This window comes from Collinsella aerofaciens, assembly GCF_015557435.1.
GTDB classification, from domain to species: domain Bacteria; phylum Actinomycetota; class Coriobacteriia; order Coriobacteriales; family Coriobacteriaceae; genus Collinsella; species Collinsella aerofaciens_Z.
This window is the reverse complement of the sequence record NZ_JADNOH010000048.1, coordinates 1-13,769: the sequence shown is the minus strand read 5'-3', so window position 1 is coordinate 13,769 and position 13,769 is coordinate 1. Positions and strand designations below refer to the sequence as shown.

The following is a 13,769-nucleotide window of genomic DNA, read 5'->3' as shown; positions in this document are numbered from 1 at the left end:
GGGCCGCTGGCAACATCGCCAGCGGCCCCGCTTTTTGCGCCATGCGCTATCCCCTACTCGGCATCCTCGACCTCATAGGCATCAGCTTCGGCAGGCTCATCGCCCGCATCTGCTGTGGCCTCGCGCGCCTCGTCAAACGCCGCCTTCATGGTCTTGTTGCCCCAAGTGAGCTTGCGAATCGTAAGATCATCGGCTTTCTTGTTAGCTAGGCGCAGATTGTTCTCGGAGGACAGCAATGCCTCCTTGGTTTTCTGCAGATGGCTAATCGTCTTGTCAATCTCGTCGATTGCCGTTTGGAACTTGCGGCTCGCAATCTCGTAGTTACGGCCAAAATCATTCTTGAACTTTTCCATCTTGGCTTCGAAGTTCGTGACGTCGATATTCTGCTGCTTGTACTCCGCCAACTCCTGCTTATAGCGCAGCGATCCCATAGCGGCGTTGCGCAGCAGCGTGATCATGGGAATGAAGAATTGCGGGCGGATCGCGTACATCTTCTCGTAGCGGTAGCTCACGTCCACGATGCCGGCGTTATAGAGCTCGCTCTCGGGCTCGAGCAGGGTGCAAAGCACCGCGTACTCGCAGCCTTTCTGACGACGGTCGTGGTCGAGCTTCTTAAAGAAGTCCTCGTTCTTGTGCTTGGTCGCGGTTTCGTCATTCTCGTTTTTCATCTCGAACATGATCGAGATGATCTCGTTGCCGCTCGCGTCGCACTCACGGAAGATGAAGTCGCCCTTGGTACCCTCGGACGCATCGTTGTCTTTCTCAAAATACGCGTTGGGAAACGCCGTCATGCGCAAGCGATTGAACTCAGTCTCGCAGTGTTGCTCGAGCGACTCGCCCACCATCTTGGTGGACAGGCGCACCTTCATGTCCTTCAGGCGCTCAATCTCTTCGTCCTTGTAGCGGATCAGCTCATCGCTCGCGCGCTTGGCCTGCGCAAGCTCGAGCTCGTGTGCTGCCTTGGCCTGCTCCTCGCGTGAATCGCGCACTGCCAGCTCGCTCGTCAGCTTGGCACGCGCCTCGTCGCGCTCACGCTCCGCCGCGGCGACTGCTTCCGACAGGTTCATCTTTGCCGTCAGCTCCTGCTCACGCAGCTGGGCGCGCAGGCCCTCTGCCTCCTGCTCGGACTGAGCCTTTGCGGTGAAGAACTTCTCCTTCACTTTCGCCTGATAGTCGGCAAGCGTACGCTCAGCTTCGCTGCGAGCAGCATCAAGCTCGCGCTGCGATTCGGCGGCCGCGGCGGCAAGCGCCATCTCCTGGGCCTTGTCCGCCGAGGAGAGCTTTGCCTGCAGCTCGGCAATCTGAGCGTCACGGGCGGCCAGGTCGTTTTGAGCGGCGTTACGCACCGCGGCCTCGGCAAGCTTGGCTTCGTCGTCCTTGCGTCCCAGCTGCGCACGCAGGTTGTCAATTTCGCGCTGCAGCTCAGCGTTTTCCTTCTGCGCATCGGCACGAGCCTCAACCGCCGCACGCTGGCTTGCGCTCTCGCGCTCTGCGGCAGCGCCCTCGAGCTTGGCACGCAGCTCGGCCAGCTCGGCGTCGCGCCTGGCAACTTCCTGCGCCAGCTCCTGAGCCGCGGCGTTTTTCTGCTCAACGAGCTGAGCGTTACGCTCCGACTCCGCCTCCTGTAAGGCGGCAGCCGAGCGTGAGCGCTCAAGCTCCAGTGCCTGCTCGCCCTCGCGCTGGACGGCCTTCACGCGCTCATCCAGGTCGCGCGAGAACTCCGTATCGCGCACCTGTTTGACGATATCCGCATAGCCGGATGCATCGACCTTAAAGACTTCGCCGCAATGCGGGCACTTGATCTCGTTCATAGCAGCTCCTCGATGGACGCAAATTCTAATCGCCTACACTCTACCGCGCCGCGCGGACAAAAAAGGCGCCGCCGCCATAATGGCAACGGCGCCAAAACCACCACAAAGGTGCCTGTCCCCATCGTGGTGGTTTGGGTGCTTTACAGGTCGCGGTAGTCGATCAGACGCAGGTCGTCCTGAGCCTCGAGCCACGCCCGCAGTTCGGGGTCGATCAGCGCATCGACTTCCTTGGTACGATCGGTCGTAAGCGAACTGTTCTCGAGGATAAAACGATCGAGATAACCCGGATGGCACACGAAGACGACCGTCTCGCCATCGTCCATCTCGCGAACCGTCTGCATAATCGAGTCCTTGGGCTCGTAGCCCGGCTCCATCGAGCGCATCACCATGCGCAGATCGGTGTCTCCGCAGCGTACCACGGCCGTGGGGTCGAAACTCGCCTTTTGCTCCTTAAGGCCCAGCTCCTGTGCCACCGCCGAAATCGCTCGATTGAGGTTTTTGCTCATGACAGCGTGGGCCTCAAAGTAATCGGGCTCGCGACCCACGATCTCGACAAAGCGGTCATGCTGTGCGCGAATCTCAATGCAGGCCTCGTCGAAGTCAATCAGTTCCTCGCCACGCTTAAAGTGATCGCGGAAGGTACGGCTGCTATGGAACTCGCCGTTCTCATCGAGCATGCTCGGGATGAGCGCCGGGTCGGCACACGGCTTGCCCAGGCACACGTTGGTGTGCTGGCCCACCGCAATGCCGGCATCGGCCACGAGCGACCAACCACGCTCCGCCTCGGGCATATTGGGCATAAGGCCCACCGAGTGCACCAAACCCTCGTTGACGCTACGGGCAATCCCCAAATCAACAGCGTACGAATAACCGATATCGTCGGCACGAATAAGCAGTTGTTTCACAACGACTCCAATCTATGGAAAAACCACCACAAAGGTGCCTGTCCCCTTTATGGCGGTTTGAAAGCTACAGTCCAAAGAAGCTCAAGATCTGGTCTCGGTTTACGGGCTTGTAGCCATTGGCGTCGAGGCCCACATCGTAGCGGTAGATGGGGCGTTCGCGATCACGGTTGCGCGTGTTGGTGCGGTCTCCCCTGCTGTGGATATGTCCGTGCAGCATAATGGCGCCACGCGCTTTGCCGTTCCAACTGAGCATGGGGTAATGGCTCAAAACCAGGCGATGTCCCTTGGCATAGCCGGGGGCAATTTCCAGGTAATCGCGCACGTCATCCCAAATGTGCGGTGCGTCCGGATCTTCCCAATCGCCGTCATGGTTACCGCGGATGAGCGTCACGTTCTGACAGGCAATGCGCTCGCGCAGGAGCACGGCCTCCGCCATGGGCAAGCGATACGTAAAGTCTCCCAGGATATAGAGGCGGTCGTCCGCAGCAACGCACTCGTTAATGGCGTCAATAACCTTGCGGTTCATCTCCTCGACCGAGGCGAACGGCCGATCCATATCGTGCAGGATATTCGTATCGCCCAGGTGCAGGTCGGCGGTAAACCACATCATCGTCTGTGTCCTCATTTCGCAACGCGTCTAACACGTGCCTAGTATACAGACGCTTTGGCGCAGCGGTTACCCAAAGAGCCCGCCAAACAGTCCACGGCGGCGCTTGTCATTCTTCTTCGATACGTCGTCCCGTGCGTTCTTATCCTTCCGCTTTTCTCGATCCTGCTCCAGCTCATCGTCATCGAGCAGCAAGTCCCACTCAAACGGTTCATCCGTCAGATCAAACAGGTCGTCGTCATCAAACATGACAGCCTCCCCTAGCGGCTAGCGGGCATCCGCCACGTAAAGGCCAACGCGCACCTGATGCCAGGGGCTGCGCTCGGGCGCAACCTGCTGCACGCGGGCTTCAAACACATCTTCGTGCCCGTAATACATCATCACGGACAGCGGGCCAACCTCGTTTCCCGGAACATAGCCGAGCTTGATCTTGCCGAAATAGATCGCGACCGCCTCGGGATCGTGGGGATTATCGCGCTCGGCACACAGTGTCAGTTTATCGCCCGCTTTCAGATCGCCCAGAACCAATGCGCCGTCGGCATACTGAAATCCAGCGATGTGAAACGATAAAAGAACACGTGAAGGCTCGTACATGGCAGCTCCTCTAACGGCCGGAATAACCGGCACTTAACCTTATTGAGAAGTCTACGAACTCGTGCGGACACAAATAGACCAACCCGGGTCTTTTCGACCGTTTGTCGCAACGCTTGCATGCCAGAGCGCTTGCAGATAAGATAGGAGCACGGATGGCACCCGTGGCAGCGGGTCTTGCCAACTCCGATACACGTTTACATCGTGAGAAGTGGCCGTCTTCGCTTACGCGGGGGCGGCTATTTCGTTCGGCCGATAAACAGGCCGAGTTCGATAGCCGCGATTAACAACGCCAATAACGAAATAACATCGCTTACGCTCATACCAATTCCCTTCTAAAGAGAGTTGGCCCATCCGTACCCCGTGGCAGTAGTCTAACGCAAATGGCGGGCAATAGGAACACCTGTTCGTATTGCCCGCGCCTTTTTCTAGTGCACAAACATGCGCACGAACTTGTGCTTCCAGCTTGCGTAGGGCGCATAGCGGAACGGCACGTCCAGCCAGGTTGCCTTGCTCACGATGCTCTTCTTGTGGCTAAACGCATCGAAGCTTTCACGGCCATGGTACTGTCCCATGCCGCTTGCGCCCATGCCGCCAAAGCCCATATGGCTCGTAGCCAGATGCATGATCGTGTCGTTAACGCAGCCGCCGCCAAAGGGCACGTAGCGCACAAAGCGCTGCTGCACCGCGCGGTCCCGGCTAAAGATGTACAGGGCCAGCGGCGTCGGACGCTCCATAATAAACGCCTCGGCCTCGTCTAGACCTTCAAACGTCAGCACCGGCAAGATGGGGCCGAAAATCTCCTCCTGCATCACGGCATCCTCGGGCGTCACGCCGTCCAGGATCGTCGGCTCAATCTTGAGTGAGGCCTCGCGTGCCGCACCTCCCAGCACAACCTTGTCGGGATCGATCAGCCCGCGCACGCGCGCGAAATGCTTGGCGTTGACGATATGGCCGTAGTCCTCGTTGTCGAGCGGGTGCTCGCCAAACATGCGGCGGACTTCCTCCTTGATGAGGCCCAATAGCTCGTCGTGCACGCGCGCGTCAACCAGCAGATAGTCGGGCGCCACGCAGGTCTGGCCCACGTTGAGCCACTTACCAAAGGCGATACGCCGCGCCGCGACCTTCAGATTTGCGGAGGCGTCCACGATGCAGGGGCTCTTGCCACCCAGCTCAAGCGTCACGGGCGTGAGATTTTTGCTCGCGTGCTCCATGACAAGCTTGCCGACCGGAACGCTGCCGGTAAAGAAGATTTTGTCCCAGCGCTCATCGAGCAGCGCCTCGTTCTCGGCACGGCCGCCCTCGACGACCGTCACCAGGCGCGGATTAAACGCTTCCTCGCAAATCTGCTTGAGCACCGCACTTGAAGCCGGCGCATAGGCACTCGGCTTGATGACCACCGTGTTGCCCGCAGCGAGTGCACCGGCGAGCGGCTCGAGCGTCAACAAAAACGGGTAGTTCCAAGGCGCCATAATCAGCGTCACGCCATAGGGAACCGGCTGCGTCCTGCACACGCTAATGGCATTGGCGAGGTCGCACGGGCGCAGGCGTGCGCGACTCCATCGGGCCACATGCGCAATCTGATGGCGAATCTCGGAAAGCGACGTGCCGATCTCGCACATATACGCCTCGTCGTGCGACTTGCCCAAATCGGTCTTGAGCGCCCGGGCGATATCGTCCTCGTGCGCCCGCACCGCATCGCGCAGGCGCACGAGCGCGCGGCGGCGAGCATCGACATCGAACGTGGCATGCGTCTTAAAATAGGCGCGCTGACTGCTAACGATGCATGCGATTTCCTCGGTGTTCATGGGCCCTCCTAGTTCTCGTCCTCAAACATACCACCCGCGACGACCTCGTACATATGCTCGAGCTCCAAACGGTCCATTAAAAGCGGGACAGGATACAGCGGATTGGCCTCGGCATCGGCATGGGCCGCCATTTGCGGAATATCGGAGCGACGAATACCCGAGACATATTTAGGAATTCCCAAGGCCTCGTTCATGCGATCGACCCAATCGATAAAGGCCTCGGCGGCAAGACTGTCCTGCGCGGTGGCCGGCGCGATGCCCGCCATGCGAGCAAGATCGGCAAGCTTGGGAGCGGCGGTGTCGCCATAGGCGCGAAGCATGTGCGGCAGGATGATAGCGTTGGCCAAACCGTGTGGAATGCCGTATCGGCCGCCCAGGCTGTGCGCGATGGCGTGCACGTATCCGACATAGGAGCGCGTAAATGCGACGCCCGCCTTATACGCCGCCGAAAGCATATTGCGGCGCGCACGCATGTTGTCGCCATGTTCATAGGCCTCGAGCAAATTGTCGTGGATGAGCTGAACCGCCTGGCGCGCCATCTTGCGCGTGTAGGGCGTAGTGCTGCGGCCGACAAAGGCCTCTACGGCATGCGTCAGGGCATCCATGCCCGTCTGTCCCGTAATGGCAGCAGGCAGGCCACGCGTAAACTCGGGATCGTGCACCGCAAAGCGCGGGATGAGCACAAAGTCGTTGATGGGGTACTTATAGTGCGTCTCGTCATCGGTAATCACCGCCGCGAGCGTGACTTCGCTTCCCGTGCCGGCGGTAGTGGGAACCGCGATAAGCAGCGGCAGGAGACGGTGGACACGCAACAGGCCGCGCATCTTGTTGATGGGCTTGTTTGGCTGCGCAATGCGCGCGCCCACGCCCTTGGCGCAGTCCATAGCCGAACCGCCACCAAAGCCGATAATGGCCCGGCAGTCGTTCTCGCGATACAGCGCCGCCGCTTCCTCCACATTCGAAACCGTGGGGTTCGCACGCGTATCGGCATAGACCGTAACGCCAATCCCCTTGGACGCGAGCGCGCGCTCGAGCGGCGCCGTGAGCCCCAAACGGGCAATGCCAGGGTCTGTCACGATGAGCACACGCTGAATCGAACGCTTTTGAAGCACCGCGGGCACATCCTCGGCATGCTCCAAAATACGCGGCTCGGTATAGGGCAGGATCGGCAATGCGATGCGAAAAACCGTCTGATATGTTCGGCACCAGGCGCGACGGGCTAGATGCATAAAGGAAACTCCTTCATTTGTTGATGGGTCAACATTTGCTCGACCGATTGTACTCATCGCGGAACGCAAGCGACCCATTAATCGTTAATCAATCAACATCTTCATATTGTTCGGGGCCATCGCGCTCATCTGCCGGTGTTAATCTTTCAGAGTCCATCAGACGCGCATCTACCGCAAAGGAGGCATCAAGATGCACGACATCTGGAACCCCTGGCATGGCTGCACGCGCGTCAGCGAGGGATGCGACAACTGCTACATGTATTACATGGACGGACAACGCGGTATCGACCCCTCCGTGATTAGCAAAAGCAAGTCGGGCTTTACCTATCCCCTCCAACGCCGCCGGGACGGCAGCTACAAAGTTCGCGCCGGCGAGCTTATCCGCATCTGCATGACGAGCGACTTCCTGTTGCCCGAGGCCGATCCCTGGCGACCAGAAGTATGGGACATCATTCGCCAGAGGCCCGATGTAAAGTTCTTTATTCTGACCAAACGTCCCGAGCGTTTTAGCGAATGCCTTCCCGGCGACTGGGGCGATGGCTGGCGAAACGTCATGCTCAACGTAACCTGCGAGAACCAGCGCCGGGCAGATGAGCGGATTCCCCTCCTGCTCGCCACGCCCGCAGCACACCGCGGCATCATGTGCGCGCCATTTATCGGAAGTGTGTCGGTCGAGAAAGCCGCCCCCGGCAGCCTTGGAAAGCCCGATGGGATCGAGCAGGTCATCGCAGGCGGAGAAAACTACGCGGGAGCACGCCCCTGCCATTACGAATGGGTGCGCCAGCTGTATGCCGAATGCGTGGCGGCAGATGCAACGTTCGCTTTCATCGAAACCGGAAGCACCTTCGTTAAGGACGGGCAAACCTATCACCTTCGTGGCAAAAATCTGCAAAGCGAGCAGGCATGGAAATCAGGCCTCCAGCACCGCGGCAGCCAAATCGAATGGGACCTAAGGGACCCGCTCGGCTTGGAAATCCCCAGCTCGGAGCTTTGGGATCCACCGTATTATGAGTGGTGCGAAACCTGCGGAAGCAAGTTCATCTGCAACGGCTGCGTCCGCTGCGGACTATGCGGGCGCTGTTAGAAGACAGTATCAAAATTGTTTTATTAAAAATCATTCCTAATAGGCTTCACATTCGGTCTCATTTATGGATAATAGAACTCGTCAAGACGCGCGTCCGGAGAGGGCCCTTACGGGACCGGACAAGCGCCCCATCGCCATCGATCGAAAGGATCGAATCATGAAGTTTGTTTGCCCCGTATGCGGTTATGTGGAAGAGTTCGACGGCGACCAGCTGCCCGAGGACTTCAAGTGCCCCCAGTGCGGCGTTCCCGGTTCTCGTTTCCTGAAGCAGGAGGAGGGCCAGCTCGAGTGGGCTGCCGAGCACGTCGTGGGCGTCGCCAAGATGGAGGGCGTCTCCGAGGACATCGTTGCCGACCTGCGCGCCAACTTTGAGGGCGAGTGCTCCGAGGTCGGTATGTACCTGGCCATGGCTCGCGTCGCTCATCGCGAGGGTTACCCCGAGATCGGCCTGTACTGGGAGAAGGCTGCCCACGAGGAGGCCGAGCACGCCGCTAAGTTCGCCGAGCTCCTGGGCGAGGTCGTGACCGACTCCACCAAGAAGAACCTCGAGATGCGCGTTGAGGCCGAGAACGGCGCCACCGCCGGCAAGACCGATCTTGCCAAGCGCGCCAAGGCCGCTGGCCTCGATGCCATCCACGATACCGTGCACGAGATGGCTCGCGACGAGGCCCGCCACGGCAAGGCTTTCGCCGGCCTGCTCAAGCGCTACTTTGGCTAAGACAGCCGCCTGAGAGACAATCTCTAGCTCGATGAGGCCCGGACCGCACGGTTCGGGCCTTTTTCGTGCCTCACGAACTTGTTAACTCCCTGAAATAAGACCACCTTAGGCATCGGTTTCTCGTCAAAAACTAAGTGAGTAGACTTTTTGGAACTTGCCGAGCACACCATCCATATTGCTTTATAAAGCCGCAGGTAAATGACTTGTTGCAAAACGGCCTGGTCGCCAAAGTGCCAAAAGTCTACTCACTTAGAACCGCAGCCGTCCACGATCGAGCTGTTTTGTGTCTAACGGGCATCTTTCCGTCAATTACTCCCAATTTTGTCCAGTCAACGAATAGTTCAGACCGAAGTAATGTCTCAGCCCTTTGCTCATCTGAGCTTTTATCACGATATTCAGCATCGAGCATCCTGCATACGGCCTTAACAATCGCGCGGAATCTACCCTCATCGGATATCTGTCTGTGTGTCAGGAGAAGTACATCGTAGCCCATGGCCTGAAGGGCTGTCATGCGGTCAGCGTCACGCAAGCCATCCCCTGCGCGTCCGTGCGAGGCCTTCCCCTGACATTCAATGGCCACCTGTCGCCTGCCGTCCGGCGAAGAAAGAAGTAGGTCGATATATACACGGGACTTTCCCACAATCGCTCGAGCACTTGTGCTTAGCTTCACTTCGACATTGAGCTCTATGCCGCAGAACCCTTCGCCTCCCAGGGCTCGCGGCAGTCCAAGCAACAAATACGCCTCGACCTCAAAAGGCGACGCGGCACCCAATGGAACGAGTTGCGATACCGCCATAAATCTATTGCCGTAACGCATCCCGCAAACATCTGAACAAAAACGGTCAAGGTCTCCGCCCAAAACCAAAGCGTCTCGACGCCATAAATTTGAAGCGGTGCCGTCTTCGGACGGGCAGCGCACCCAACCGAACGCTGTCGAAATCGCGCCCGAATCAATTGCGCGCGTAAGCTCCGCCTCAAGCGCCGCCGGCAGAGCGCACACCGCAAACAAGCCGCACATCTCCGCCAATACCAAAAGAAGCTGAAGATCCGTCAGATGCCGCAACATGATGAATGCCGTCAGTAGAGGAGACGTAATCAAAAATCCATGCTCCGTTTCCAGCACGGATTCCCTGGGGAGCTCACCGAGGAACAGCCGCTGCCTAATGCTGGCAGGACAAGTCCGCTTGTTTCTCGTCCGAACCAATGTATACAACGGAAAGCCGAGCGCAACCGCAGCCGTCGGGTTACGGGCGAGATTATATCGCTGCCGGTCTTCTTCCGGCCGTGGAAGCGGCGGACACAAAGCGCGGACCTGAGGGGGCAAACGCCAGTACCTAAAAGCCGATATGTCACAAAGCAGATCCTTCATAAGCACAGGAAAACACGAATTTCAACCCAATCGGTCTCGCATTGGCGCGAACGCACCAAAAAATGGCGTCGAACGGACTACTATGTTTTCAACAGCCCTCCCCAACTGACCAAAAGCTTGCCGAGAACTGGACGAAGCCCTGTTGAAAACCCCTTTTATTTCTCATGCCGAAGCTTTGCGCGGCAAGTGAGTAGACTATTTGGAACACCCCGAGCAGACCGGTCATTCTGCTTCTCAAAACCACAGGTAGATAGCTTGTTACAAAACTGCCTAGTCGCCAAAGTGCCACAAGTCTACTCACTTAGGTTACAGAGCGCCCCCGTTAGCTGCAATTCCAAGGTATTAAGCACCTTCGGGCTCAGATCGTCATACTGGACAAGAATTTGAGTTGAGTTTTCAGGGACAGATGCGCCATCGGTACACCAAAAACAGTCACTGATATCGATAAAAGGGATACTCGAGTGCATGAGGGCCCGTGCAAAAGAGTTTCCGCCCGCTTCGCACTCCGCAACCACGGTGCAGTAAAGACCCGCGTCTGCGTGTTCAATCGAGACCTCCCCCGCCGGAAATGCCTTCCGCACAAGCGTCGTCAAGCTATCGCGCACCTCACGAGCACGAACGCGCACCCGGTTCACATGGCGCTCGTAATCGCCCGATTCGAGCAAGCGCGCCAACGCAACCTGATCTACGGAGCTGACCGACGAGGCATAAAAACCCAGCTCACGCCTAAATCGTTCCATGAGCTCATCGGGCAGGACCATATACGCCAAACGCAAGGCCGATGACAGGCTCTTAGAAAAGGTATTGGTGTAGATGACCGATTGGGCAGCATCGATCGATGCGAGCGCGGGGATCGGCTTGCCAGCAAGGCGAAACTCGCAATCGAAATCGTCCTCAATGAGATATCGACCCGGCCGCTCGGCAGCCCAGCTCAGCAGTGCGTAGCGACGCGCGATACTCGTCACCAGGCCAGTCGGATATTGATGAGACGGCATAAGGTGAAGAACATCCGCCCCGGCATCGAGCAGCTCACCCAAGTTAACGCCCTCACCATCCAGCGGAATATGCCGCACCTTGCAGCCCATGGCCTGATAGATGCGCGTCAGACGCAAATAGCCCGGGTCCTCGACAGCGTATATCTTGTCCGCGCCAAGTAGCTGCACCAGCATCGTATCGAGCAACTGGGCGCCCGCACCGATGACGATGTTGTCTGGATTGACATTCATACCCCTCGTCCCGCGAAGATGATGCGCAATTGCATGTCGAAGCCGAGCGGTACCTTGCGCAGGCGCGGGCGAGAAGATTTCGCGCTCATCTTCGGACGTCAGCGTTGCCCGCAGAGCACTTTGCCAGAGGCGCGCGGCTTCCAAGGCAGATGGAGAGAGCGGAGCGAATTGCTCAGGCTGTCCACCAGCATCCTGTGCGTTGAGACCCACAGGAGCGGAATCTCGATCGGCATCCTCCGCAGCCGAAGCCAGAACCGGGGCTTCGGGAAGCTCGCATGCGTAGTAGCCACGACGCGGCTTTGAGCAAATATAGCCCTCGGCAAGCAACTGACTATATGCATTCTCGATAGTAATAACGCTAATTCCCAGATGACTGGCAAAGGCACGCTTGGAGGGCAGGTGCTCCCCCGCCGCAATGCGCCCGGCAACGATATCGTCTCGAATTTGCTGGTAAACATACTCGTAGAGCGATGCTTCGCCGCGTTGTTCCAAATCGTAGTCAAGCATGAACTTGCCACCTGACCTTATCGTGTCATTCAATCTGGTATTAGTCTGACCTTACTATTATCTCTAAAACTGATTATTCCGCTATACCCAGCTCCCCTATAGGATGTTCCGTCAAGCAATACACATGCCACACAAGGGAGTAACCATGGCAGAACAGACTAGCAAGGCCGATCGCGTCAAACTCAACCGCGAACTCGCGCAGATGCTCAAGGGCGGCGTCATCATGGACGTCACCACGCCCGAGCAGGCACGCATCGCCGAGGAGGCGGGCGCCTGCGCCGTCATGGCGCTCGAGCGCATCCCGGCCGACATCCGCGCCGCCGGCGGCGTGTCGCGCATGAGTGACCCCAAGATGATCAAGGGAATTCAGGAGGCCGTCTCCATCCCCGTTATGGCCAAGTGCCGCATCGGCCACATCGTCGAGGCGCAAATCCTGCAGGCCATCGAGATCGACTACATCGATGAGTCCGAGGTCCTCTCCCCTGCCGACGATGTCTATCACATCGACAAAACCCAGTTTGACGTCCCGTTTGTCTGCGGTGCTCGCGACCTGGGAGAGGCGCTGCGCCGCGTTGCCGAGGGCGCCACGATGATCCGCACCAAAGGCGAGCCGGGCACGGGCGATGTCGTCCAGGCCGTGCGCCACATGCGCAAGATCCAAAAGCAGATCCGCGATGTTGTCGCCCTGCGCGACGACGAGCTCTTTGAAGCAGCCAAGCAGCTGCAGGTTCCGGTCGAGCTGGTACGCGAGGTTCACGCCACGGGCAAGCTCCCCGTCGTAAACTTTGCCGCCGGCGGCGTGGCGACCCCCGCCGACGCTGCGTTGATGATGCAGCTGGGTGCCGAGGGCGTCTTTGTGGGTTCGGGCATCTTTAAGAGTGGCGACCCCGCCAAGCGCGCCGCCGCCATCGTCAAGGCCGTCGCCAACTTCACCGATGCCAAGCTCATCGCAGAGCTTTCGGAGGACCTGGGCGAGGCCATGGTCGGCATCAACGCCGACGAGATCGAGATCATCATGGAGGAGCGCGGACGCTAGTCCGGCAGAAAGGATCGCACATGAGCGATTACGCAGACCAGACGGTCGCCGTGCTGGCGGTCCAAGGCGCTTTTGCCGAGCACGAGGCAAGGCTGTCCGAGCTGGGCGCGCGCTGCGTCGAGTTGCGACAGACAGCCGATTTGAAGCAAAACTTTGACCGCCTGGTACTTCCCGGCGGCGAGTCAACCGTTCAGGGCAAGCTGCTTGAGGAGTTGGGCATGCTCGACGAGCTTCGCGCCCGCATTGCTGAGGGCATGCCCGTCATGGGCACCTGCGCCGGCTTGATTCTGCTGGCGCACGATCTTGCCGCCCATGACGATAAGGGCACGCCACGTTTGGCGACCATGGATGTGCTCGTCGAGCGCAACGCCTACGGCCGACAGCTCGGCAGCTTTCGAACCACAGGGCAGGTAGTCGGCATCGACGGTGAAGTGCCGTTGACGTTTATCCGCGCGCCCCGCATCGTCGAGGTCCACGGCGACGCCAAGGCCTTAGCGGAAGTCGACGGCCGTATCGTTGCCGCCCGCCAAGGCAACCAGCTCGGCGTAACCTTCCACCCCGAACTCGACGAAGACACCCGCCTCCACGAACTATTCCTGCAAATGTAGGCAGATAAAACGAAAGTGGATTTTCGGACACATAGAAATTGAGAGTGGATAATCTCCCACCTTGAGCCAACATTCAGGCCAAAACCGGGAGATTATCCACTCTCATTCTGACTAGTCGTTGGGGACGTTCTTAAACGACTAGTCAAACAAGAACGTCCAACGTTTACTTTGAACCGTGACGGCGCCGCAGGTAGAGGACGGACAGCGAGCGCCCGCCAGAGCGAACAAATTGGCATGAAAAGAGGACGGCATAGACCTTCTGGTCATGCC

General features: G+C 58.6%; 13 protein-coding genes. 4 read left to right on the top strand and 9 right to left on the bottom strand.

From position 1 onward, the window contains the following. Nucleotides 1–53: 53 nt before the first annotated feature. The 7 genes from I2G43_RS04270 to I2G43_RS04240 form a co-directional block, all read right to left on the bottom strand. Nucleotides 54–1,811, bottom strand: a complete 1,758-nt coding sequence (locus I2G43_RS04270; protein WP_195535215.1) for a DUF2130 domain-containing protein — start codon at nt 1,809–1,811, stop codon at nt 54–56. Between the two features lie 140 nt (nt 1,812–1,951). After that, nucleotides 1,952–2,716: a ChbG/HpnK family deacetylase gene (locus I2G43_RS04265; protein WP_195535214.1), complete on the bottom strand. Its 765-nt coding sequence runs from the start codon at nt 2,714–2,716 to the stop codon at nt 1,952–1,954. A gap of 64 nt (nt 2,717–2,780) precedes the next feature. After that, nucleotides 2,781–3,326 (bottom strand): metallophosphoesterase, encoded by a 546-nt coding sequence (locus I2G43_RS04260; RefSeq protein WP_229071564.1) that lies wholly within the window; start codon nt 3,324–3,326, stop codon nt 2,781–2,783. A gap of 66 nt (nt 3,327–3,392) precedes the next feature. Beyond that, nucleotides 3,393–3,572: a hypothetical protein gene (locus tag I2G43_RS04255; RefSeq protein ID WP_195535212.1), complete on the bottom strand. Its 180-nt coding sequence runs from the start codon at nt 3,570–3,572 to the stop codon at nt 3,393–3,395. Between the two features lie 18 nt (nt 3,573–3,590). Then, the gene (locus tag I2G43_RS04250) at nt 3,591–3,917 is read right to left on the bottom strand and encodes an HIRAN domain-containing protein (protein WP_195535211.1); all 327 of its coding nucleotides are present in this window, start codon (nt 3,915–3,917) and stop codon (nt 3,591–3,593) included. A 425-nt stretch (nt 3,918–4,342) separates the two neighbouring features. After that, nucleotides 4,343–5,722 carry an aldehyde dehydrogenase gene (locus I2G43_RS04245; RefSeq protein WP_195535210.1) on the bottom strand — a complete coding sequence of 460 codons (1,380 nt, stop codon included), beginning with the start codon at nt 5,720–5,722 and terminating at the stop codon, nt 4,343–4,345. A gap of 8 nt (nt 5,723–5,730) precedes the next feature. Then, nucleotides 5,731–6,951 (bottom strand): iron-containing alcohol dehydrogenase, encoded by a 1,221-nt coding sequence (locus I2G43_RS04240; RefSeq protein WP_195535209.1) that lies wholly within the window; start codon nt 6,949–6,951, stop codon nt 5,731–5,733. A 190-nt stretch (nt 6,952–7,141) separates the two neighbouring features. Between I2G43_RS04240 and I2G43_RS04235 the strand changes: the two genes are divergently transcribed. Next, complete coding sequence (locus I2G43_RS04235; protein ID WP_195535208.1) at nt 7,142–8,035, top strand: DUF5131 family protein; 894 nt, start codon at nt 7,142–7,144, stop codon at nt 8,033–8,035. 154 nt (nt 8,036–8,189) lie between these two features. Continuing rightward, nucleotides 8,190–8,753: a ferritin family protein gene (locus tag I2G43_RS04230; RefSeq protein ID WP_070097113.1), complete on the top strand. Its 564-nt coding sequence runs from the start codon at nt 8,190–8,192 to the stop codon at nt 8,751–8,753. Between the two features lie 241 nt (nt 8,754–8,994). Here the strand turns inward: I2G43_RS04230 and I2G43_RS04225 are convergent, their stop codons facing one another. Both I2G43_RS04225 and I2G43_RS04220 read right to left on the bottom strand, forming a co-directional pair. Next, nucleotides 8,995–9,876 carry a hypothetical protein gene (locus I2G43_RS04225; RefSeq protein ID WP_195535207.1) on the bottom strand — a complete coding sequence of 294 codons (882 nt, stop codon included), beginning with the start codon at nt 9,874–9,876 and terminating at the stop codon, nt 8,995–8,997. Between the two features lie 539 nt (nt 9,877–10,415). After that, nucleotides 10,416–11,855, bottom strand: coding sequence for a PLP-dependent aminotransferase family protein (locus I2G43_RS04220; RefSeq protein WP_195535206.1), 1,440 nt, complete (start codon nt 11,853–11,855; stop codon nt 10,416–10,418). Nucleotides 11,856–12,000: 145 nt separating this feature from the next. Between I2G43_RS04220 and pdxS the strand changes: the two genes are divergently transcribed. Next, nucleotides 12,001–12,891 (top strand): pyridoxal 5'-phosphate synthase lyase subunit PdxS, encoded by an 891-nt coding sequence (gene pdxS, locus I2G43_RS04215; protein ID WP_117797685.1) that lies wholly within the window; start codon nt 12,001–12,003, stop codon nt 12,889–12,891. A 20-nt stretch (nt 12,892–12,911) separates the two neighbouring features. After that, nucleotides 12,912–13,499 carry a pyridoxal 5'-phosphate synthase glutaminase subunit PdxT gene (gene pdxT, locus I2G43_RS04210; RefSeq protein ID WP_195535205.1) on the top strand — a complete coding sequence of 196 codons (588 nt, stop codon included), beginning with the start codon at nt 12,912–12,914 and terminating at the stop codon, nt 13,497–13,499. The last annotated feature ends 270 nt before the right edge of the window (nt 13,500–13,769 follow it).

Excerpts from the sequence above, each read along its gene's own strand:
- pdxT (WP_195535205.1), top strand. The coding sequence starts at position 12,912 with ATGAGCGATTACGCAGACCAGACGGTCGCCGTGCTGGCGGTCCAAGGC.
- I2G43_RS04260 (WP_229071564.1), bottom strand. The coding sequence starts at position 3,326 with ATGATGTGGTTTACCGCCGACCTGCACCTGGGCGATACGAATATCCTG.
- I2G43_RS04240 (WP_195535209.1), bottom strand. The coding sequence starts at position 6,951 with ATGCATCTAGCCCGTCGCGCCTGGTGCCGAACATATCAGACGGTTTTT.
- I2G43_RS04255 (WP_195535212.1), bottom strand. The coding sequence starts at position 3,572 with ATGTTTGATGACGACGACCTGTTTGATCTGACGGATGAACCGTTTGAG.
- I2G43_RS04270 (WP_195535215.1), bottom strand. The coding sequence starts at position 1,811 with ATGAACGAGATCAAGTGCCCGCATTGCGGCGAAGTCTTTAAGGTCGAT.
- I2G43_RS04235 (WP_195535208.1), top strand. The coding sequence starts at position 7,142 with ATGCACGACATCTGGAACCCCTGGCATGGCTGCACGCGCGTCAGCGAG.
- pdxS (WP_117797685.1), top strand. The coding sequence starts at position 12,001 with ATGGCAGAACAGACTAGCAAGGCCGATCGCGTCAAACTCAACCGCGAA.
- I2G43_RS04250 (WP_195535211.1), bottom strand. The coding sequence starts at position 3,917 with ATGTACGAGCCTTCACGTGTTCTTTTATCGTTTCACATCGCTGGATTT.
- I2G43_RS04245 (WP_195535210.1), bottom strand. The coding sequence starts at position 5,722 with ATGAACACCGAGGAAATCGCATGCATCGTTAGCAGTCAGCGCGCCTAT.
- I2G43_RS04220 (WP_195535206.1), bottom strand. The coding sequence starts at position 11,855 with ATGCTTGACTACGATTTGGAACAACGCGGCGAAGCATCGCTCTACGAG.